Source organism: Neobacillus bataviensis, from assembly GCF_019969725.1.
On record NZ_JAHXYW010000007.1, the window covers coordinates 13,269 to 33,061 of the forward strand.

The following is a 19,793-nucleotide window of genomic DNA, read 5'->3' on the forward strand; positions in this document are numbered from 1 at the left end:
TTCTGTATGTAAATGAAAACTTTTTAATAAAAAGGAAATACTAATCTTCATCACATTGTTTAAGGAGAAAGTAAATGCTCGATTGGATTTATTATCATGTTATTAATACCGTTTATACCCTATTGTTTGTTTTGTCATCAATGACTTTTACTTTGATTTATTTGGCATATAGGGCTTTTAAGGAAGATAATATGACAAACAAATGAAAAACGCCACCGGTTAAGGTGACGCATGGTTATCGCTTAATCTTTCGCGGTTTATTCAGCTTTCCGGTTATCTGATTCATTGCGGAATACTTTTCGTGCTGATTGATTAACGATTCCTTCGATAAATGCGTATATCGCAATACAACGCGAAGGTCCGCATGACCGAGCAATAATTGTAAGTGTCGGATATCTCCGCCTGATTCCAGGAACATAGTCGCTGCAGTATGCCGGAATAGATGCGGATGCACATTCTTAGTTATCCCGGCCTTCTTAGCGTATCCATTCAATCTATTGCGGAAATGATCGCGCGTTAATTGCTCTCCGTAGTTTGAAAGAAAGATAAATTCGCTGTCAAAGTCCGCCTTGTTCTCCGTAATTAATTCCTTCAATAAGCGGGCCGTTACTGCTTGAAGCGGTATAGTCCGTGCCTTCCTACTCTTCGCTATGCTGGCCGGTATTGTGGCCGTCCTGGTTGCGAAATCAATATCGGAATGTTTAAGCCCTAACGTTTCACTAATCCGTGTCATTCCGTCGATAAGGAAGTGCATCAGCACATAATCGCGAAACTCTGCATAATGACGCTGATTAGGCACGTTAAGCAGCCGTTTCAATTCATCAGCATTTAATACGACGATTTCCTCCTCCGGCTCGCTGACGTTCTTAATGCCTTCCATCGGATTGCTGTCGATTAACCCTTCGTCGAGCAAACACTTAAACATAACGCGCAATGTCTTTAGTCGAGTATTAATCGTCGATGGCGACAGTCCCACCGTCATCGAATCTTCAGGCTTAAACTTATGATCCTCGAATTTCACCCATTTATCGCGCATATAAACTATATAATCGCGAATTGTATCCTTCGTAATTTCCTTTACTGACCGCTTAATATCGTGTCGATCAAGATACTCGATAAAATACCCGTAATTATCTTCGTATTGATTAAGCGTACCTGCAGCTCTACCCTCCGCACGTTTAATCGCCTTGAACGATTGAAATAAAGAATCTAAGTTGTGCGCTGTCTTCCGTAATGTTCTTACGTTTTTAACACGCTTGCCAGTTCGTATGTCTGCCAAAATAAAAACGCCCCCTGTTCGGTTAAGTCAACGGAACAAAAGACGCATAAACCCAGCGCTACCCTGTCGCAAATAGGAGCGCTACCCTGCGATTAAGTCAACGCATAAGTCAGCGGAAATAAAAAACGGTAGAACACCGTCATATCAACGTTTCTACCGTCCGGATGACCTGTGAGGGGTTCGAACCCCCGACCTCAACCCTGTCAAGGTTGCGCTCTCCCAGCTGAGCTAACAGATCAATTATTAAGTACAAATTTAATTATATAAAAATTTTATAGAATGTCAATAACTTTTTCGGAAAAAATTTATCAAACAGACTAGAACATATGTTCCTTTTATTATTGAATAAAGAACTAACGTTCGGTTATAATAATATTATGAAAATTGAAAGGAGCGATTTACATGGATGGACTTTTGATGCGTTCAATTGAAGAAAATATTCCTTTAGAGATGATTTATCTTGCAGAAAATCAAGAATTATCACAGCGATCATTAATCGTTAAAGAAATATCCGACGAATACATTCGTGCCTATTGCCTGCTTAGAAAACAAATCCGAACCTTTAGACGTGAAAATATCTTATCCATTCTGCCTGAATCCCGCCCTAAAAAAAGCTACCTTCACTAACTACTGCACATAATTCCCTCTGGCTAGTCCCCAAACTTAAAAGCATTTCCTTTCAAGATATGATAAAATGCAGTTGTATTCTATCGATTTATTGGGGGTTTTGTCGCATGCAGTTTCCAAAAGGAACAATTAAAGAACTTACCATTTATAGCAAAGAGCTTGGAGAAGAAATGCAGCTGCTTATTTATCTGCCTGCAAACTTTTCACCATTATATAAATACTCGCTGCTAATCGCCCAGGATGGCCGGGATTATTTTCAACTTGGCAGGATTGGACGTTTAGCAGACGAGTATCTTTATGAAAAGGAAATTGAAAATTTAATAATTGTTGGGGTACCCTATAAAAATGTGGAAGACCGCCGCAAAAAATACCACCCCGAAGGTGTACAAACACAGTCCTACATCCGCTTCCTTGCCCATGAATTAGTTCCTTTTTTAGATCAAGAATTCCCTACTTATCACATGGGTTCAACTAGAGCATTGATTGGAGATTCTCTGGGTGCGACTGTTTCATTAATGACAGCGCTTCAATATCCGCACACATTCGGAAAAGTGCTTTTACAATCTCCCTATGTAGACCAGAAAGTGTTAGAATTAGTCGCTGACTTGCCTGAACCGCAGCTTTTAGACATCTACCATATCATAGGAAAGCAAGAGACTGAAGTGCAAATGACGAACGGTAAAGTAGGCGACTTCCTAACACCTAATAGACAGCTTTCCAAGCTGCTAAAAGAGAGACCATTTACATATTTTTATGAGGAATTTAACGGAAATCACACATGGACATATTGGCAGCCAGATCTAAGACGAGCACTGAAAATGCTATTTTAGACTTATGTCAAACGAACCAAAATGTTATCGATTCATTTTATATTATTTAATAAATTTAGAAAATTTGCTATAATATTAGGAAGGCTAAATAAAGCATTTATTTTTCTATAAAAATAATTTCTTATATGGAGGTATCCTTATGAAATTTGGCATTGTTATTTTTCCATCCAAAAAGCTTCAGGATTTAGCTAATTCCTATAGAAAGCGCTATGACCCGCATTATGCCCTAATTACTCCACATCTTACATTAAAAAATTCATTTAATGCGACTGAGGAAGAGGCAAAGGAATTTGCTGAAAAGTTACGGCAAATTGCCAGAAATACAAATGCTTTCACATTAAAAACATCCAAAATCAGCTCATTTCAGCCTGTTAATAATGTTATTTATTTTAAAGTAGATCCTACAGAGGAGTTAACTGCTCTTCATGCCGAAATCAATCAAGAGTTTAGCGAGCAAAACTTAGATTATGCCTTTGTCCCGCATATTACAATTGGTCAAAATCTATCCAATGATGAGCATTCCGATGTATATGGTTCACTCCGTATGACTAAATTAAATCATGAAGAAACAGTTGACCGTTTCCATCTCCTATATCAATTAGAAAATGGTTCTTGGACGGTTTATGAAACATTTCGTCTTGGAAAGGAATAATGGCAGTGAAAGTTAGGGTTGTTCAAAATCAAAAAGAACTAGAAGATGCTTATTCCGTTAGAAAAATCGTTTTTGTGGAGGAGCAAAATGTCCCTCTAGAAGAGGAAATTGACCAATATGAAAATGAAGCCACCCATTTTGTCATGTACCAGAATGATGCTCCCGTTGGGGCTGGCAGGTTTCGGATTGTTGATGGGTTTGGAAAAGTTGAACGGATTTGTGTAATGAAAGAAGCCAGAAAAACGGGTGCCGGAAAAGCGATTATGAATAAAATCGAAGACCATGCCAGTGCAAACGGGCTACACAAATTAAAGCTAAATGCTCAAACACATGCCATTCCTTTCTATGCCGGTCTGGGCTACGAAGTTGTCTCAGAGGAATTTTTGGACGCAGGAATTCCACACAAAACAATGGTTAAAGAACTATAACGAGAGAAGCACTTGCTGAAAAAACAGCAGGTGCTTTTTTGGTTAATTCAACCTATCCTGATGAAGTACTTTTAGATAAGATATGGTTTTGATATGATAGAACATGTGTTATTTATCGAAATTGAGGGTTAATAAACTATGAAAACTGTAATTTATCAAGAACAAAATATTAATCTTACTCATTTAAATCGTGATGAGTACCAAAAAATTTTTTTAGCTGGAAAAAACGGAGAATTACGTTGCCCAGTATGCAATGAAAAGATGAGGCTGTTCCTTGGCATTAAAGAGTCTCCTCATTTTTTTCATACATTTTCACCTGAGAAACGATGCACTGAACCCGTTCAACCAAAGATAAATGAAAACTTTATCGAGCGAAACGGATTTAAGATACCTCATGGCAGAACCATTACCGAAGCCTCCACTTCCCAAGACTTATACAAACCTGCTAAAACGATTGAATATGAAGTCCTTTTTAACAAGAAAATGGACGGAACACACCAAGCTGGCTCTCCCTATTTACTTCTTCTAGCAGAAAATGGGGTTGTCCTAGATGAAAATCAAGCTGCAGCTGTTTTAGAAACAGAAGGCTCTTTATTAGTACTTGCGGGTGCAGGAAGTGGAAAAACTCGTGTTCTTACTGCTCGTACGGCCTATATGCTGGAGATCAAGCAAATTAATCCACGAACAATCATGCTTGTAACCTTCACATCTAAAGCTGCTTCTGAAATGAAAAATCGTTTGCTTTCCTATCCGGAAATGAAGCGAGAAAAAATCAATCAGCTTGTCTCCGGAACCTTTCACAGTATTTTTTATCGTATCCTTATGTTTCATGATGCAGCGAATTGGTCATCAAACAATCTATTGAAGAAGGAATGGCAACGGGAAAAAATCTTAAAAGATGCCGGAAAAGAGCTGGATTTATCAGAGAAAGAATTTGCTTATGATTTAGCGCTGCAACAAATTGGGTTTTGGAAAAACTCGCTGCTAATGCCGAATGAAATCAGGCCTGCATCAGAATGGGAAGAAAGAGCTGCACTATTATATAAAAGATATGAAGAATTTAAGCAAAGAGAAGGACTGTTTGATTTTGATGACATGCTGTTGGGCTGTTACCAGCTCTTAAAAACTTCCCCTTCCCTTCTTGAACAGTATCAAGAACGATTCCATTACTTTCTAATTGATGAGTTTCAGGATATTAATAAAGTTCAATATGAACTGATTAAATTATTATCAGGAAAGCATAAAAATGTCTGTGCTGTTGGTGACGATGATCAAGCCATTTATTCCTTTAGAGGCAGTGATCCAAGCTACTTGTTGGATTTTGAAAAAGATTTCCCTTTTGCAAAGCTAGTCACTCTTGATCAAAACTATCGTTCCACCCATGAAATTGTTGCGGCTGCTAATCAAATGATCACTGTAAATAAAATCAGGAGAACGAAAAAGATGGAGGCGCAATTTTCATCAGGGACCCTTCCGATGTTGTTTTTCCCTTATGATGAAGAGGAAGAAGCAACAATGATAGCTACCGACATTCAAGAAAGGATCACAAATGGTGCAAATCCTTCTGATTTTGCCATTCTGTACCGAACCAATGCCAGCTCAAGGGCGATTTTTGAGCGTTTAGCAGGCTCAAATCTTCCTTTTAAAATTGACTTGGATGCTGAAGCCTTTTACGATCGATACATTGTCAGGAGCGCCCTATCCTTCTTAAAGCTAAGTTTAAATGAGGATGATCCACATGCACTAGCGGACATTTTACCGTTATTATTTTTAAAACAGACGGTTATGAAAGATATTAAAGCAATCAGCATTTTGCAAGATTGTAGTTTTCTTGAGGCATTATCTCACCTTAAAACCGCCCATGCGTTTCAAGCAAAAAAATTAATGCAGGCTGTTAGTATCATTCGTGGATTAAAGCATTTGAACCCTCAGGCAGCATTAGGAAAAATTGAAAAGGATATTGGCTTTCTTGATTTCCTCAAAAAACGCGGCAATGAAGCGAGCGTGCTGGAAAAAGGATCTGATGACCTTAAGGATTTAAAGGTTGCGGCTAAAAGCTTCGACTCGATTGAGGCTATGCTTGCACATGCCGAGCATATGTCCGCCATGAATAAGGAAATTAAGAATTTAAGTAAGCATTTTACTGAAGCTATTACCCTAAGTACCATACACCGGGCAAAAGGGCTTGAATATAAAACTGTTTATATTCTTGATGCTGTCGATGGCAGCCTGCCTCACGACTTTGCCCTGGAAGCTAATCGAAATGGCGATTTTTCTTCCCTAGAAGAAGAGCGGAGATTATTTTACGTTGCAATGACACGTGCCCGAGACCAGCTTTTTATTGCCGTTCCCGAAAATAGACGAGGAAAAAAAGTAAACCGTTCAAGGTTTCTCGCACCACTCACAAAAAAGAAGAAGACCCACTCCTGAGCACAGGAATGAGGTCTTGCTTTTTATTTTTTATTCATCATTTTTGTTATGGTATTAAAGTCAAGCTGTTTTCCATCTTTAATAATAGATTGAACAATTTGATCTTCAAGATCTTTACTAACCGGTTTGCCGGCAATTCGAGAAACTTTTTGAATGACACTACGAACAGTATCTGGGTCCTTAAAATTGGCATGCTGTAAGGAGTTCGCTAATTCAAAGATTTCTTTCATATTAACGCCAGTTTTCTTTTCTATATTTTTAAAGAAACCATTATCCATGTTAAAAATTCACACTCCTTCATAAACTACTTTATTGTATGAAGGCAGGGCGATTTTGTGAATAAAAGGCAAAGAAAGGGCTGGCCACAATTATGACCAACCCCTTCCACCGCTGTCAAGCTTTTAAATGGTTTAATAAAAGCTTGCACCTACAATGATTAACAGAATGAATAATACTACGATTAACACAAAAGTTGAACCGTAGCCACCAAATCCACCATAACCGTAGCCGCCACATCCATAGAACATAGATAGTCACCTCACCTTAGTAGTTTCATTAATAACATATGAAAGTACTTAAAAAAGTGTATAGGCAAGATAGCTTAATCCAGGAATTGGCTTAAAAAATGTGTTCATTTACCCTTTAGGTTTAAAGATTAGGGATCCAATAAATCCAAAAATTATTGCAGCAGATACTCCAGAACTTGTTACCTGAAACATTCCGGTTAACACCCCAATAATTCCGTGGGCCTTGGCATCCTGTAAAGCCCCGTGGACTAAGGCATTCCCAAAACTGGTAATGGGAATGGTTGCTCCAGCCCCTGCAAAGTCAACGAGCGGTTCATATAATCCGAATCCATCCAATACTGCACCCGCCACAACAAGCAGGCTTAATGTATGCCCTGGAGTCAACTTGGCAACGTCAAAAAGAAGCTGCCCAATGACACATATGAATCCGCCAATCACAAATGCCCAAAAAAACATCGCGAGCATAAATTCACCCCTTTTATCCATTCATTTCAATGCCAACAGCATGTGCAATACATGGAATGGATTCATTTTGTTGAAAGCTGAGCGGGGATAACAATGCCCCCGTTGCCACTATTAAAATCCGCTTAAATGTACCCTTTTTCAATTGGTTTAGTAAATGTCCATAAAGTACAGTAGCAGAACAGCCTGCACCGCTTCCACCTGATTGTACAGGCTGGTCCTCTTTATACATTAATAAACCGCAATCTTGAAATTGTTTTCGTGCAAGCTTAAGGCCACTTTTATTTAGTAATTCAAAAGCAGTATCATGGCCGACTCTCCCCAAATCCCCAGTAACAATTAAATCATAATGTGTTGGATCTAATTGTAGATCACGGAAATGTGCCATTATCGTATCAGCAGCAGCCGGTGCCATTGCACCGCCCATATTAAAAGGATCAGTCAGCCCCATGTCAATCACCTTACCAATTGTCGCCGCTGTAGTAATTGGGACATGGCGTCCAGATTCATTAGGCTCGACAAGTGCTACCCCAGCACCGGTTATTGTCCATTGTGCCGTTGGTGGTTTTTGTCCACCGTATTCTGTTGGATAGCGGAACTGCTTTTCAACAGCCGCATTATGACTGGATGCACCTGTTAAGACCTTTTTTGCCCCTTGGTAATTGACGACAAAGGAAGCCAGTGCCAACCCCTCCATCGAGGTCGAGCAGGCTCCAAAAAGCCCGAAATACGGTATTTGCATCGTCCTCGCCGCAAAGCTTGTTGGGGTAATTTGATTGATTAGATCACCTGCAAATAAAAATTGAATTTGTTCTTTTTGGAGGTTCGCTTTTTCCAAGGTGATTTTAATCGCTTCTTCAAGCAATAGCCTATGTGCTTTCTCGTAAGACTCTTTACCCATCCACAAATCTTCATATAAGAGATCAAAATCATTCGCCAATTTTCCATTTGCTTCGAATGGGCCGCCCGTTACCCCTGTTGCAGAAATCATTGGCCGGTTTTCAAACACCCATGATTGATGCCCTTTTAACAATTATAAAACCCCCCAAATAACTAGTAACGTTTTAACAAGTGCTACTACAAAGGCGGAGAAGACACCAAAAAGAATGACTGATCCTGCAAGCTTAAACATATTGCCTCCAACTCCGAGAACAAGTCCTTCCGTACGGTGCTCGATGCAGGCAGAAATAACGGCATTGCCAAAACCGGTTACAGGTACTGCACTGCCTGCGCCAGCAAATTGTCCGATCCTGTCATAAATTCCAAAGCCGGTTAACAGCATCGATAAAAAGACCATCGTTGCAACAGTTGGATTTCCTACACTTTGTTCCGTAAAATTAAAGAAATATATGTAAAAATAACTAATAGCTTGGCCAACGACACAAATCAAGCCTCCAACAAAAAATGCTTTTATACAATTTTTTAGGACAGGCCGTTTTATCTCATGTTTTTGCTGAAGCTGTTGATAGTTTTGCTGTTGAGGAGTCATGTTTTTTTGCTTGTTTGCCATCCTGTTTCACCCTTTCTTATTTCAATTCTTCCGTCATTTTGACGATTTCCTTTAAACGTTTTTCTGCATCCTGATGGGAAAACTTAGAAGATTTCATCCGTTCATCAAGTCTAATGGCTTCAAGAAAAATTTTATAATCACTTGAGACTGTAAAATTTTCCTTTGGGTATTTTTCTTCAAGCATTTTATTAATATTCTTTTCGATTTTTTTCATTTGAAAGCGGTGTAAATGTTTGACTTTATAAACAACGAGAGTATCTCTTTTCCCTTTCACGACGGCGACATCATATAATTCCGGCAAGGAGCTTACATCCTTTTTGATTTCAGTTACACTGTCCCGTTTACTTTTTTTATCCGTTATAACTGGCTTAGGATTAGTCGTTTTTATAAGAGAGAGTTGACTATCCTTAACTTGTTGATGCTGATTACAGGAAGAGAGTATGACAAAGCAAGCCAATACAATTAAACGAAAAATAATATGCATATAATTTCCTTCCCTTGATTAAGTTTTATGACATTCTGATACCATTTAGTTTTTTCGAGATTCGTTAAAATTATGACTAGATAAGTTTAATTTTTAAACAATTAGTAGGGCTAAAAAGATAAAAACTGCCAGTCAAAACTAGCAGTTTTCCTATTTACATTGAAGTTTTTTTACCACAGCCGCACCCTTTTGACTTAATAGGTTTTGAAGGTTGGTATCCTTGATTTGTTTCTGTGCTCTTTTTCTTTTTGTTTGTGTTATTTGTGTTATTTGTGTTATTTGTGTTGCTCATGTAGTCTCTCCTTCCAAATAATTCATAAGCTACTAATTAGAATATGAACAACCTGTTAGTCTTGTCTCCACGAACAACATTATTTTTCAATAAAAAATTGAACAATTGTTTCGATGAAAGAGGCTAAACCAGCAATTGCTAGGATAAGAATAATCGGTGCGGAATAGATGGGAAATAGTATATAGGCTGTGACTATAATCGCCGATACCCATATTCCTGTACACCAATAGCAGCTTAATAGCTCGCCAAAAAATTTTTTTATCCCCTTTTTCTTAGGAAGATAGTAAATCTCGATTTCACCATTGTCATTTTCTTCTTTTATTTCATCAAAAAAGGGCTTCCGAATAAATACAGTTATTTTGTCAAAAACAAGCAGCCTTGTTAGTCTAAAGCAGGATAATGATAAAAGGAATATGTTTAAAAAGGTTATTTTCATTATACATTTGTCCTTTCTATTAATCCGCCTAATTTTTTTAAAAGAGGCAATTGTCCGTAACCCAAAAACGCTCTTTAAAATATGTTAGTAATGTAAGATATATAACAGGGATTAAGGAGGAAAAATAATGGGTTGTTGTGGAAGTCATGATCATGATCGTCACGGAAACTGTGTGTGTGAAGTAGTTCGTGCGATAAAAGATATCCAGGATAATGCAGTTGAAGAAGCGGAATGCTCGGAATGTTCCAGTTGTTTTAACGAACCTCTTGGTTCACTAGTCTCACCTGTTAGAAGAGATCCTGTTGATACTCGCGTATTTGTACTGAGCACTGCGGATGGGACTCCATTCCACGCATTCTTTAGCGGCGAAAATAACGCTTGTGTATCAATCTTCTTCCGTGTAGAAGACGTATTTGATAACTGCTGTGCAACACTTCGTGTGTTAGTACCAGGCCGCAGAGAGGGCGGTAACTTTGTACCGGTAAATCTTGTTTCAAGCGGAGACAGATGCTGTGTTGACCTTACAAGAGTTTGCCAAGTTGAACGCTTCCGTGCTAGTAACGACTGTATCACAGTAGATTTAAAATGCTTCTGTGCAGTACAATGTATTGCGGACGTGAACTTAGGAATTTGCAACTAAATTAAATGAGCCAGTCGGTTAAATCGGCTGGCTTTTTAAATTTCTACCTATCCTATCTTTTAATCCCAATCATAATTACGTTTTTAATATCTTCGAGAAGTATTGTATTTGTAGATTGATCTGGTGATTTAATGGTTACTCGATTGTCAGTATATTCAATTAGAATACCTTGGTACCTGTTATCTGAAGTATAAATAACGCATGGAGGAGGCGGAAGAACCTTTGGGAAGTTTAGTAAATATTCAATCCGTTCCTTTATATTCATTTCTTTAAAGGGCTTTACTCTGGAAAATGAGGACTGACTTTTCATTTGGTGCGTCTTACTTTCTTTTTTGGCCACCTCCATTGCAATGTCGTCAAGTAATGCCTCTTTTTTTATGCTCTTTTTTGTTTCTACTTTATGGTTTTCTTCCTTTTGCTCCTCCCTTTCATGTCTGTTTGTGTAGACTTCCTGCATATTTTGGTTTGATGGAGTCTTGGAGATTGGCTGATTAATAAAAAGTAACGGTTCTTGACTCCTTTTTTTCGACATGCTTAATGCACCTCCATTTACATATTCCTTCACTTTATATGTATGCGAAATGCCTATACCCGTCACACTGTTTTAACAAAGAAAAAGCCTGCTTTAATAGCAGGCCCTGAGTTAATATTATAGAATATGATATCCTGAATCCACGTGAATGTTTTCTCCTGTGATACCACGTGAAAGTTCACTGAAAAGGAATACAGCCGTGTCTCCAACCTCTTCAGGCGTTGTTGTTCTCCGTAATGGCGCTTTTTCCTCAATTTCTTTTAAAATCGAGTTAAAATCACTTACTCCTTTAGCTGACAATGTTCGGATTGGACCTGCGGAAATCGAATTAACACGGATATTATCCTTACCAAGGTCAGCCGCTAAATAACGGACACTTGCGTCTAGTGAAGCCTTAGCTACACCCATAACATTATAATTGGCGATAGCACGCTCACCACCCAAATACGTGAGTGTCACGATGCTGCCGCCTTCGGTCATTAAACCGCGTGCTTCCTTTGCCACAGCTGTTAAAGAATAAGCACTGATATTGTGAGCAAGTAAAAAGCCCTCTCTGGTAGTATTCATATACTCCCCTTGCAACTCTTCTTTATTGGCAAATGCGATACAGTGTGCTACTCCATGAATGGTTCCAACCGCTTCTTTAATATCTGCAAAGCACTTGGCAATGGCTTCATCACTTGTAACGTCACATGGAAGGATAATTGTTCCTTCAGCTTCTAAAGAGCCAGCCAATTCACGGACACTGCTTTCAAGTCTCTCGCCTGCGAATGTAAATACTAAGCGTGCACCCGAATTATGAAGTGAGCGTGCAATACCCCATGCAATACTGCGTTTATTGGCAACACCCATTACTACAAATGTTTTTCCAGCTAATGAAAGATTCATCTTGAAAAATTCCTCCCACAATAAATACGTGTTATTAGTACTTGGTACTAATTCTACACTAATTTAAGAAAAATGAAAAGTACAGTACCGAGAACGGTGAATAATTTAACAGGGTTCACAAAATTCCAGCTCTCTTTTTAATTCATCGACATATTCCTTTGAACCAGTTACAATCAAACGATCGGCTAGTTGAAGCTCAGTATCGCCATGCGGCACAATTGAATCCTTCCCTCTAAATATCCGTACAAAAATAATATCACCCGTAAATGGAAATCTTCTTAATGACATTCCCTCAAATTGTTCATTCATCATTTTGATTTCGAACAAGCCGGTTTCTTGATTCGTTAAAATATTTATGACACTCGGTGATTCAATTAATGCCCGAAGCAATGCTTTGGTGGACATAAAGGCAGAAAATACTTCTATATTATGCTCACGTACGCTTTGCTCTATTTCAGGACTTTCAATTCGGGCAATAACCCTTGGTACACCTTTTTCTTTAGCAGCAATGGACAAGGCAGCATTTTGCTCCTCATCTCCAGTTGATATCACGACAACCTCTGATTGATAAACTTTTGTTTTGGCAATACTCTCGATGGAGTAATCCTCGATTTCCTCAATATCGAAAAGCGAATCGGCAATCTGCCTGTCTGATTTATCCATAATTGTATGATATAAAACCGGATTATATAAACCGGATTTTAATTCTCGTGAAACAGGCAGTGTAACTTGGTTGGCACCTAAGAAAGCAACGCTGACCTTTTTCCCCTCAGCGGCTTCTTTTGGAAATAGCTTCTTGAAGACCATTGGTGTAAAAATAGACGTAATGACAGCAACTAATATTAATGTACCACTCATTTGTTCGGTTATGACTTCCATCCGTTCTCCAATTGTTGCAGCTGCAATGACGAGCGAGAGTGTCGAAGTTAAAAGAAACCCTGATGCAATTACTGTTTTCGCATCATACCAAAATTTCAAAAGATATACGGGTATTAGTTTAGATAAAAGCAGCCCAACTAATAAAAGCGGGATTAATAAAAGTAATTTTTTTTCACTAAATAATGACCAGACATCGAGATTAACACCAACCATCACAAAGAAAATCGGGATTAAAAAACCATAGCCGAATGAGTCAAGTTTATGTACAAGCTCTTGATTCGGAGATAGCAATGAAACGAGAACCCCTGCTAAAAAAGCCCCTAAAATATTTTCGGCCCCTACTGTTTCAGAAAGACCAACTAAAACAATTATTAAGGTAAACACTGCACGTGTTCCAATCTGAACCGTTCCTGTAGATAGTGCTTGAACAAAGGTCCGATTTTTAAATCTTTTTCCAATAAAATAAAGTCCGATTCCGGCTGCAAACAATATTAAAAGCAGCCAAGTATTTCCATGCCCAGCCTCATAGATTGAAACAAAAATGGCAAGTAAAATCATCGTGGCTAAATCGGCGATGACGGCAACAAGCAAAATAATTTGGCCAATGACCGTTTTCATCAAATGGGCTTCCTTCAAGGTGGGAACAACAACCCCCAATGAAATGGTTGAAATGATCAATGTCATTAAAAAGGCATTATCAATGAAACCAGCCCAAACAAATAGGTATGATAATCCAAGCGAAAAAATAAATATTCCTAAAAAAATGAAAGAGGAGATAACAAACGAATTCGGTTCTTTCTTGCCATTTGGAAGGATTTCACGTGCTTTTCCCTTTGAGAAGGCTGTAAAGTCAATTTCAAGGCCGCTTAAAAACATCAGAAAGATAAATCCAAGAGTCTTTAGAGTGGTTAGCCACATATCCTCATGAACTAAATTAAAACCGCTTTTCCCAATAATAAGCCCCATAATAATTTCAGCTACAACAATCGGAATAAAATTCAACTTAAATCGATGCAGCAGGATTGGGGTTAGAAAGGCCATCGTAACTACAACAAGTAAGGAAATAACTGAAACATGCTGTTCCATTTTTTTGCCTCCCTCTAAAATCACATAATCCAAAGATTCATTTTATAAAAATCAGCTTCAGGACAAAAAATAAAGGAATTGAAGGGGGTAACAGTCAATGAAAATAGATATAATCGGCGATATCCACGGATGTTTGCCGGAATTTCAAAATCTTACGAGTAAACTTGGTTATAAATGGGATAGCGGCATTCCGCTTCATCCAGGAAACAGAGTCCTAGGATTTGTTGGCGATCTGACTGATCGAGGTCCTGCCTCACTTATGATAGCTGAGATCGTTTGGGAGCTTGTAATAAATCATAAAAAGGCTTATTACACGCCAGGGAATCATTGTAACAAATTATATCGCTTTTTCTTAGGCAACAAAGTACAAATTAAACATGGGCTTGAAACAACGGTTGCCGAATATGAATCATTATATAAAAAAGACCAGCAATCCATTCGTAAAAAATTTATCGAGCTTTATGAAAAAGCTTCACTTTATTTAGTATTGGACAAACAAATGTTAGTTATTGCTCATGCGGGAATTAAACAAGAATATATCGGACAAACGCATGCAAAAGTCAAAGAATTTGTTCTATATGGGGATATTTCGGGTGAAAAACACCCAGACGGATCGCCTGTCAGAAGGGATTGGGCTAAAAAGTATCATGGCGAAGCCTGTATAGTCTACGGCCATACCCCAGTCAATGAACCCAGAATAATTAACAATACGTATAATATAGATACAGGAGCAGTTTTTGGCGGAATGCTGACGGCTTTAAGGTATCCCGAAATGGAAATCGTTTCTGTTCCTTCAACTATGCCATATGTTCCTGAAAAATTTAAACAATTTGATTTGATAAGCAGCAAATAAAGAAAGGCTGTCCCTATAAATGCGGGGCAGCCTTTAAAATATCTTGCATATCACCAGGTAGCAGTGCAATAAATGACATAGTCTTATGTGAAAGAGGATGAGTAAATTCTATTTTTTTACAATGCAGGGCTTGCCTTTCAATTAAAGAAGTCTCTCCCCCATATAAATCATCACCGAGCAGCGGGTGCCCTATATAAGATAGATGAACTCTAATTTGATGGGTCCTGCCAGTTTCTAAGTTAAGTTCTATATGGGTATAGGAAGGATACCTCCCTATCACCTCAAAATGGGTACAGGCATATTGACCGTCGTCACGGACTTCTCTTTCAATTATGCTGTCCATTTTACGCCCAATTGGAGCAGTAATCGTTCCTTTATTTTCCACAACTGAACCGCCAGCAAAGGCTTCGTAAGTCCGCTTCACCATACCACTACGCTGCATCAGACTAAACAAATGATGTACATGTCGATGCTTTGCAATTAAAACGATTCCTGAAGTATCCCGGTCGAGCCGGGTAACAATATGGGAAGTCGCTTGAATACCCTTGTCTTCATAATAGCCAACAAGGCCATTCGCTAAGCTTCCATCCGGATGTTCACGTGATGGAATCGTATTTATTCCAGCAGGCTTATTAACAACGAGCAGATAATCATCTTCAAATAAAATTTCTAACGGAATTCCTTTTCCTTTTAGTCCTTCACTTGGGCTTTCAGGCGGAAAAATAATACTTAAACAATCCCCCTCCAGCAGTTTGTATCGAACGTTTACCTCTTCATTATTTACAAGAATTTTCCCGCCGTTAAACTTGATATCTGTTAAAGCGGAACGCGATATTTCTTTCATTTTTAAAAATTCTTTGATCAGCATTCCGGCATTGCTGGCATCAATACCCCATTCCAATTGAAATTGTGATTCCATTTTTGGCCCCCTGCTCAATCAGAAATAAACGAATCATGCACTCTTTTCCAAAAAGGAAATGGGCGGAAGCGGGCAAATCTGATTTTTTCATCTGGCACCCTGAATTGAATTGACTTTACATCTTTATGAAGCAAAGTCAAATGATCGATCGTAATCTGGAAATCAGACCGATTTACGGGCTTTAGCATACAGGTATGATGAGCCGGGAGAATGAGCGGTGACCCCACGGTTCTAAAAACTTTATTATTAATCGAAGCCATTTCTGCAACCTGAAGAGCAGGAATCGATGGATGAATAATGGCCCCGCCTAACGCTTTATTATAGGCTGTACTGCCGGATGGTGTGGATACACACAGGCCATCTCCACGAAAACGTTCGAAATGCTGACCGCGAATCTCGACATCCATCACAAGTGTCCCCTCAACACTTTTTACAGTCGATTCATTTAATGCTAAATATCTTGATTCCTTTCCAGCATGAGAATAGCGAATAATAACCTCGAGGAGCGGGTATTCGACTACTTGAAAAGGGGTTTTAGCAATAGCGATCACAAGCTTTTCAATTTCGTCTGGAATCCAATCAGCGTAAAAGCCTAAATGGCCGGTATGGATTCCGACAAAAGCTGTTTTATCTAAACGGCTGCTGTAGCGGTGAAAGGCATAAAGCAACGTACCATCGCCGCCGATAGAAATAACGATGTCCGGTTGATCTTCATCGTACTTAAGATCAAAATCAAGCAAATATGTTCTCATTTTGTGCATCAAGATATTTGATTTTTGATCTCCTTTTGAGGTAATCGCAAATTTCATATAAGTATAGCTCCTTGTTCAGAATGATTCTAAAGGGGTCTCTCCATCAGTTTTTTTCTTCTTGTTTCTGCTCTTTTTTTCTGGTAAAGAATGCTTGAGCTTCCTGGATTTCACCGCGAATTAATGACATCTCCTTATCCAAACGGAAAGCCGCTTCCGCCGCCCTTTGCAGCCTCATCTTAATATCGCTTGGAAAAACGCCCTTGTATTTGTAATTTAGCGAGTGCTCAATCGTTGCCCAAAAATTCATCGCTAATGTTCTAATTTGAATTTCAGCGAGTATTTTCTTTTCACCGTTAATCGTTTGAACAGGGTAGCTAATCACAACATGATAAGAGCGATAACCGCTTGTTTTCTCATGCGAAATATAATCTCTTTCCTCCACAATTTCAAAATCATTGCGGTTTCTTAATAAACCAACTACACGATGAATATCTTCGACAAACTGACACATCATCCGCATCCCCGCTATGTCCTGCATTTCTTCTTGCAATTTATCTAGTGGAATTCCTTTTTGATTTGCTTTATCTAAAATACTAGCGATGGGTTTAACTCTTCCTGTTACAAATTCAATAGGTGAATGAGAAGAATCAAGCTCAAACTGTCCCCTAATTCCTTTTAGTTTGATTTTCAATTCATTAACCGCTTGTTTATATGGTGCTAAAAATTGGTCCCAATGCTTCATGAATCCCACCTCAATGTTAGAAAATACTCTCTACTTTAGCGACCATTTCTTGTCCATAGTTACTATTACCCTTTATATTGTTAATAACGTATTCCAATTCATCATGGAAATTTATCAGTTCAATTTCTTTATCGTTCCCTCTAAGCCATACTGGAATTTTTTGTTCAAATGAAGTTTTTAAGTTCACCCAGATTTGTTCAGGCAGGATGATATATGTATAATCTTCTTGGTCTTCCATTAAATAAATAAAGGAATATTTTTCGGAATCCACGAGAATTTGACCTTCTGGGATTAACCCTTCAATTAGTTGGTCAACTTCTAATAGAAGTTTGTTGTCTGTTAGGTTCGCGTTTTGAATTGTTATACTTCTTTTCATTATTTATTACCTCCGTCTTCCACTCCCCTCTATTTTAGCATAATTCCCCCATTTCACCCAAGGATTGCAGTTAGTGTTATATTTAAGATAATGAATTTAAATTGAAACTAGGAAGGATTGAAATAGGGTGTCAGAAAATATTGAAATCGAATTTAAAAATATGCTGACCAAAGCGGAATATGAAAACTTGCTTAAAAAATTTAACATAGATTATAAGCAAATTATCACTCAAGAAAACCATTATTTTGATACTCCAAGTTTTTCCTTAAAAGCAACATCCTCGGCATTACGCATTCGTAAAAAAAAGAATACTTACGAAATGACACTTAAGCAGCCTGCTAAAGTTGGTCTTCTTGAAACAAATCAAACTTTAACCGAAGAAGAAGCATATCATGCTATTCATTTTGGGAATTTACCATTTGGAAAAATTAAAGATATTTTAAAAGAAAATGGTATTTCTATTTCTGAATTGGAATACTTTGGATCTTTGGTAACAAATAGGGCAGAAACTGATTATAAAAAAGGATTACTCGTCTTAGATCACAGCATTTATTTACAGCATGAAGATTATGAATTAGAATTCGAGGCGGAAAACTATGAGGAAGGAAAGCAGGTTTTTCAAGAACTCCTTCATGATTACCATGTTCCAGAGCGAAAAACAGAAAATAAAATCCAGCGTTTTTATAGGCAAAAACATGAAATTAATAAGTAAAAAACATCCTGCTTGTATACATTAAATAACATGTGCACCTCAATAAATTAGCATTTTCAAGGCTATTTATTTGAGATATGAAAAATGCATTGCTACAATAAAACATACAAAAGTACTAAAAGGAGTTGTCAACATGATTGAGAAAAAGCTTACACCATTCGAAGCCATTGGGGAAGAAACTCTACACCGGCTTGTGGATACTTTTTATGGCCTTGTTGCACAACATCCTGATCTTGCACCAATATTCCCAAATGAATTTACCGAAATTGCTCGTAAACAAAAGCAATTCTTAACACAATATTTAGGCGGGCCATCACTTTATACTGATGAACATGGTCATCCGATGATGCGGGCACGCCATTTGCCATTTCCAGTTACACCAACCCGTGCCAATGCGTGGCTTTCATGTATGACTCAAGCAATGGATATAATCGGATTCCAGGGACCAATAAGGGATGAATTTTATTCTCGACTGTATCTTACCGCCCAACATATGATAAATACCCCTGATAATAAAGAAAATATTGGTGATGCTCGTGAATAATTCTTGGCCTTCAAGCCCTAAGCAGAATTGCCCTGATAAAAAGCCAATTGAAATTTATATGTTTATTGATCCTTTATGTCCTGAATGTTGGGCGCTTGAACCGATATTGAAAAAATTGCAAATTGAATATGGTCGTTATTTTTCAATTAAACATGTACTAAGTGGAAGACTGGCTAATTTAAATTTAAGCAGAAAAAAAAGCTATGAGAGCATGGCTGATTTATGGGAGAAAACAGCAAGCAGATCGGGAATGTCATGTGATGGAAGCCTTTGGTTAGAAAATCCAGTCGATGCTCCTTATAATGTTTCTATTGCCTTAAAATCTGCAGAACTTCAAGGAAGACGAGCCGGAATCCGTTTTTTGCGAAAAATACAGGAGGTATTATTTTTAGAGAAGCGGAATATTTCGGATCTAAAGGTGCTTAAAGATTGTGCAGAAAGTGCCGGCCTTGATGTGGAGGAGTTTATCAATGATATGCATTCAGAGAGTGCTGCTAAAGCCTTTCAATGTGATTTAAAGATTACATCAGAAATGGATGTACATGAAATTCCGACTCTAGTATTTTTTAATGAAAATGTCGAGGATGAGGGGATAAAGATTACTGGGACCTATCCCTATGAGGTTTATGTTCAAATTTTAGAAGAAATGCTATCAGAAAAACCAATTCAATCTTCCCCACCTCCATTAGAGACATTTTTGAAGTTTTTTAAATTTGTTGCTTCAAAGGAAATTGCCGTTGTGTATAATATGTCCATTTCTCAAATTGAAAAAGAAATGAAAAAGCTTCTTTTAAAGCAGATTGTGGAACAAATTCCTGCAAAATACGGAACCTTTTGGAGATATATTGAAGAAAATTAAGTATGTCACTTTTTATTTTCAATAAGAGAAAATGCCTTGCAGTCTTGCTGCAAG

At 38.0% G+C, this 19,793-nt stretch carries 25 protein-coding genes and 1 tRNA gene; 10 read left to right on the plus strand and 16 right to left on the minus strand.

All coding sequences use genetic code 11. The features are described 5' to 3' along the window. Nucleotides 1-235: 235 nt before the first annotated feature. Nucleotides 236-1,279 (minus strand): tyrosine-type recombinase/integrase, encoded by a 1,044-nt coding sequence (locus tag LC455_RS17865; protein WP_263297832.1) that lies wholly within the window; start codon nt 1,277-1,279, stop codon nt 236-238. Between the two features lie 165 nt (nt 1,280-1,444). Further along, nucleotides 1,445-1,517: transfer RNA gene (locus LC455_RS17870), tRNA-Val, on the minus strand. A gap of 164 nt (nt 1,518-1,681) precedes the next feature. Here LC455_RS17870 and LC455_RS17875 point away from each other — a divergent pair. The 5 genes from LC455_RS17875 (at nt 1,682) to LC455_RS17895 (ending at nt 6,246) form a co-directional block, all read left to right on the plus strand. After that, on the plus strand, nt 1,682-1,906 hold the full coding sequence (locus LC455_RS17875; protein WP_223592782.1) for a hypothetical protein: 225 nt from the start codon (nt 1,682-1,684) through the stop codon (nt 1,904-1,906). 107 nt (nt 1,907-2,013) lie between these two features. Continuing rightward, nucleotides 2,014-2,736, plus strand: coding sequence for an alpha/beta hydrolase (locus LC455_RS17880; protein WP_223592783.1), 723 nt, complete (start codon nt 2,014-2,016; stop codon nt 2,734-2,736). Between the two features lie 139 nt (nt 2,737-2,875). Then, nucleotides 2,876-3,388, plus strand: a complete 513-nt coding sequence (locus tag LC455_RS17885) for a YjcG family protein (protein WP_223592785.1) — start codon at nt 2,876-2,878, stop codon at nt 3,386-3,388. A gap of 5 nt (nt 3,389-3,393) precedes the next feature. Continuing rightward, nucleotides 3,394-3,816: a GNAT family N-acetyltransferase gene (locus LC455_RS17890; RefSeq protein ID WP_223593129.1), complete on the plus strand. Its 423-nt coding sequence runs from the start codon at nt 3,394-3,396 to the stop codon at nt 3,814-3,816. A 138-nt stretch (nt 3,817-3,954) separates the two neighbouring features. After that, complete coding sequence (locus LC455_RS17895; protein ID WP_223592787.1) at nt 3,955-6,246, plus strand: UvrD-helicase domain-containing protein; 2,292 nt, start codon at nt 3,955-3,957, stop codon at nt 6,244-6,246. Between the two features lie 23 nt (nt 6,247-6,269). Here LC455_RS17895 and LC455_RS17900 read toward each other — a convergent pair whose 3' ends face one another. The 7 genes from LC455_RS17900 to LC455_RS17930 all read right to left on the minus strand — a co-directional run bounded on the left by LC455_RS17900 (nt 6,270) and on the right by LC455_RS17930 (nt 9,957). Beyond that, nucleotides 6,270-6,524 (minus strand): stage VI sporulation protein F, encoded by a 255-nt coding sequence (locus LC455_RS17900; protein WP_223592788.1) that lies wholly within the window; start codon nt 6,522-6,524, stop codon nt 6,270-6,272. Between the two features lie 132 nt (nt 6,525-6,656). Continuing rightward, nucleotides 6,657-6,773, minus strand: a complete 117-nt coding sequence (locus LC455_RS17905) for a YjcZ family sporulation protein (RefSeq protein WP_223592790.1) — start codon at nt 6,771-6,773, stop codon at nt 6,657-6,659. A gap of 108 nt (nt 6,774-6,881) precedes the next feature. Beyond that, nucleotides 6,882-7,238: a stage V sporulation protein AE gene (gene spoVAE, locus LC455_RS17910; RefSeq protein WP_223592791.1), complete on the minus strand. Its 357-nt coding sequence runs from the start codon at nt 7,236-7,238 to the stop codon at nt 6,882-6,884. Between the two features lie 13 nt (nt 7,239-7,251). Continuing rightward, nucleotides 7,252-8,268, minus strand: a complete 1,017-nt coding sequence (gene spoVAD / locus LC455_RS17915; protein WP_223592793.1) for a stage V sporulation protein AD — start codon at nt 8,266-8,268, stop codon at nt 7,252-7,254. Beyond that, nucleotides 8,269-8,745: a stage V sporulation protein AC gene (gene spoVAC / locus LC455_RS17920; RefSeq protein WP_223592794.1), complete on the minus strand. Its 477-nt coding sequence runs from the start codon at nt 8,743-8,745 to the stop codon at nt 8,269-8,271. A 16-nt stretch (nt 8,746-8,761) separates the two neighbouring features. Further along, on the minus strand, nt 8,762-9,229 hold the full coding sequence (locus LC455_RS17925) for a YhcN/YlaJ family sporulation lipoprotein (protein ID WP_223592796.1): 468 nt from the start codon (nt 9,227-9,229) through the stop codon (nt 8,762-8,764). 371 nt (nt 9,230-9,600) lie between these two features. Next, a complete protein-coding gene (locus LC455_RS17930) occupies nt 9,601-9,957 on the minus strand; it encodes a DUF1360 domain-containing protein (protein ID WP_223592797.1) in 357 nt (118 codons plus the stop codon). A 127-nt stretch (nt 9,958-10,084) separates the two neighbouring features. On the opposite strand from LC455_RS17930, the gene LC455_RS17935 reads away from it, so the two are divergent. Beyond that, nucleotides 10,085-10,597: a CotY/CotZ family spore coat protein gene (locus LC455_RS17935; RefSeq protein WP_223592798.1), complete on the plus strand. Its 513-nt coding sequence runs from the start codon at nt 10,085-10,087 to the stop codon at nt 10,595-10,597. Nucleotides 10,598-10,649: 52 nt separating this feature from the next. On the opposite strand, the gene LC455_RS17940 is transcribed toward LC455_RS17935, so the two are convergent. The 3 genes from LC455_RS17940 to LC455_RS17950 form a co-directional block, all read right to left on the minus strand. Next, nucleotides 10,650-11,129: a CotO family spore coat protein gene (locus LC455_RS17940; RefSeq protein ID WP_223592799.1), complete on the minus strand. Its 480-nt coding sequence runs from the start codon at nt 11,127-11,129 to the stop codon at nt 10,650-10,652. 117 nt (nt 11,130-11,246) lie between these two features. Beyond that, on the minus strand, nt 11,247-12,017 hold the full coding sequence (fabI, locus tag LC455_RS17945; RefSeq protein ID WP_223592800.1) for an enoyl-ACP reductase FabI: 771 nt from the start codon (nt 12,015-12,017) through the stop codon (nt 11,247-11,249). A gap of 105 nt (nt 12,018-12,122) precedes the next feature. Continuing rightward, nucleotides 12,123-13,982, minus strand: coding sequence for a monovalent cation:proton antiporter family protein (locus LC455_RS17950; RefSeq protein WP_223592801.1), 1,860 nt, complete (start codon nt 13,980-13,982; stop codon nt 12,123-12,125). A 97-nt stretch (nt 13,983-14,079) separates the two neighbouring features. Between LC455_RS17950 and prpE the strand changes: the two genes are divergently transcribed. Next, nucleotides 14,080-14,835 carry a bis(5'-nucleosyl)-tetraphosphatase PrpE gene (gene prpE / locus LC455_RS17955; RefSeq protein WP_223592802.1) on the plus strand — a complete coding sequence of 252 codons (756 nt, stop codon included), beginning with the start codon at nt 14,080-14,082 and terminating at the stop codon, nt 14,833-14,835. Between the two features lie 13 nt (nt 14,836-14,848). Here prpE and LC455_RS17960 read toward each other — a convergent pair whose 3' ends face one another. Genes LC455_RS17960 through LC455_RS17975 form a run of 4 tightly spaced genes read right to left on the minus strand, consistent with a single transcriptional unit; the run spans nt 14,849 to nt 17,624 of the window. Further along, on the minus strand, nt 14,849-15,754 hold the full coding sequence (locus LC455_RS17960; RefSeq protein ID WP_223592803.1) for an RluA family pseudouridine synthase: 906 nt from the start codon (nt 15,752-15,754) through the stop codon (nt 14,849-14,851). A gap of 14 nt (nt 15,755-15,768) precedes the next feature. Beyond that, nucleotides 15,769-16,563: an NAD kinase gene (locus tag LC455_RS17965; protein ID WP_223592805.1), complete on the minus strand. Its 795-nt coding sequence runs from the start codon at nt 16,561-16,563 to the stop codon at nt 15,769-15,771. 46 nt (nt 16,564-16,609) lie between these two features. Then, a complete protein-coding gene (locus tag LC455_RS17970) occupies nt 16,610-17,248 on the minus strand; it encodes a GTP pyrophosphokinase (protein WP_223592807.1) in 639 nt (212 codons plus the stop codon). 16 nt (nt 17,249-17,264) lie between these two features. Beyond that, nucleotides 17,265-17,624 (minus strand): hypothetical protein, encoded by a 360-nt coding sequence (locus LC455_RS17975; RefSeq protein WP_223592809.1) that lies wholly within the window; start codon nt 17,622-17,624, stop codon nt 17,265-17,267. A 127-nt stretch (nt 17,625-17,751) separates the two neighbouring features. Here LC455_RS17975 and LC455_RS17980 point away from each other — a divergent pair, with 127 nt between their 5' ends. The 3 genes from LC455_RS17980 to LC455_RS17990 all read left to right on the plus strand — a co-directional run bounded on the left by LC455_RS17980 (nt 17,752) and on the right by LC455_RS17990 (nt 19,739). Beyond that, nucleotides 17,752-18,336, plus strand: coding sequence for a CYTH domain-containing protein (locus tag LC455_RS17980; protein WP_223592810.1), 585 nt, complete (start codon nt 17,752-17,754; stop codon nt 18,334-18,336). Nucleotides 18,337-18,469: 133 nt separating this feature from the next. Continuing rightward, the gene (locus LC455_RS17985) at nt 18,470-18,880 is read left to right on the plus strand and encodes a globin domain-containing protein (protein WP_223592811.1); all 411 of its coding nucleotides are present in this window, start codon (nt 18,470-18,472) and stop codon (nt 18,878-18,880) included. Beyond that, the gene (locus LC455_RS17990) at nt 18,867-19,739 is read left to right on the plus strand and encodes a ClpXP adapter SpxH family protein (RefSeq protein ID WP_440446411.1); all 873 of its coding nucleotides are present in this window, start codon (nt 18,867-18,869) and stop codon (nt 19,737-19,739) included. Before LC455_RS17985 ends, LC455_RS17990 begins: the two co-directional genes overlap by 14 nt. Nucleotides 19,740-19,793 lie beyond the last annotated feature (54 nt).

What these genes read in the sequence shown, in the direction of transcription:
- LC455_RS17930 (WP_223592797.1), bottom strand. Translation starts at nt 9,957, where the DNA reads ATGAAAATAACCTTTTTAAACATATTCCTTTTATCATTATCCTGCTTT.
- fabI (WP_223592800.1), bottom strand. Translation starts at nt 12,017, where the DNA reads ATGAATCTTTCATTAGCTGGAAAAACATTTGTAGTAATGGGTGTTGCC.
- prpE (WP_223592802.1), top strand. Translation starts at nt 14,080, where the DNA reads ATGAAAATAGATATAATCGGCGATATCCACGGATGTTTGCCGGAATTT.
- LC455_RS17975 (WP_223592809.1), bottom strand. Translation starts at nt 17,624, where the DNA reads ATGAAAAGAAGTATAACAATTCAAAACGCGAACCTAACAGACAACAAA.
- LC455_RS17900 (WP_223592788.1), bottom strand. Translation starts at nt 6,524, where the DNA reads ATGGATAATGGTTTCTTTAAAAATATAGAAAAGAAAACTGGCGTTAAT.
- LC455_RS17875 (WP_223592782.1), top strand. Translation starts at nt 1,682, where the DNA reads ATGGATGGACTTTTGATGCGTTCAATTGAAGAAAATATTCCTTTAGAG.
- LC455_RS17935 (WP_223592798.1), top strand. Translation starts at nt 10,085, where the DNA reads ATGGGTTGTTGTGGAAGTCATGATCATGATCGTCACGGAAACTGTGTG.
- spoVAE (WP_223592791.1), bottom strand. Translation starts at nt 7,238, where the DNA reads ATGCTCGCGATGTTTTTTTGGGCATTTGTGATTGGCGGATTCATATGT.
- LC455_RS17925 (WP_223592796.1), bottom strand. Translation starts at nt 9,229, where the DNA reads ATGCATATTATTTTTCGTTTAATTGTATTGGCTTGCTTTGTCATACTC.
- LC455_RS17895 (WP_223592787.1), top strand. Translation starts at nt 3,955, where the DNA reads ATGAAAACTGTAATTTATCAAGAACAAAATATTAATCTTACTCATTTA.
- LC455_RS17905 (WP_223592790.1), bottom strand. Translation starts at nt 6,773, where the DNA reads ATGTTCTATGGATGTGGCGGCTACGGTTATGGTGGATTTGGTGGCTAC.
- LC455_RS17960 (WP_223592803.1), bottom strand. Translation starts at nt 15,754, where the DNA reads ATGGAATCACAATTTCAATTGGAATGGGGTATTGATGCCAGCAATGCC.
- LC455_RS17885 (WP_223592785.1), top strand. Translation starts at nt 2,876, where the DNA reads ATGAAATTTGGCATTGTTATTTTTCCATCCAAAAAGCTTCAGGATTTA.
- LC455_RS17970 (WP_223592807.1), bottom strand. Translation starts at nt 17,248, where the DNA reads ATGAAGCATTGGGACCAATTTTTAGCACCATATAAACAAGCGGTTAAT.
- LC455_RS17965 (WP_223592805.1), bottom strand. Translation starts at nt 16,563, where the DNA reads ATGAAATTTGCGATTACCTCAAAAGGAGATCAAAAATCAAATATCTTG.
- LC455_RS17985 (WP_223592811.1), top strand. Translation starts at nt 18,470, where the DNA reads ATGATTGAGAAAAAGCTTACACCATTCGAAGCCATTGGGGAAGAAACT.
- LC455_RS17990 (WP_440446411.1), top strand. Translation starts at nt 18,867, where the DNA reads ATGCTCGTGAATAATTCTTGGCCTTCAAGCCCTAAGCAGAATTGCCCT.
- spoVAC (WP_223592794.1), bottom strand. Translation starts at nt 8,745, where the DNA reads ATGGCAAACAAGCAAAAAAACATGACTCCTCAACAGCAAAACTATCAA.
- LC455_RS17950 (WP_223592801.1), bottom strand. Translation starts at nt 13,982, where the DNA reads ATGGAACAGCATGTTTCAGTTATTTCCTTACTTGTTGTAGTTACGATG.
- LC455_RS17940 (WP_223592799.1), bottom strand. Translation starts at nt 11,129, where the DNA reads ATGTCGAAAAAAAGGAGTCAAGAACCGTTACTTTTTATTAATCAGCCA.
- LC455_RS17880 (WP_223592783.1), top strand. Translation starts at nt 2,014, where the DNA reads ATGCAGTTTCCAAAAGGAACAATTAAAGAACTTACCATTTATAGCAAA.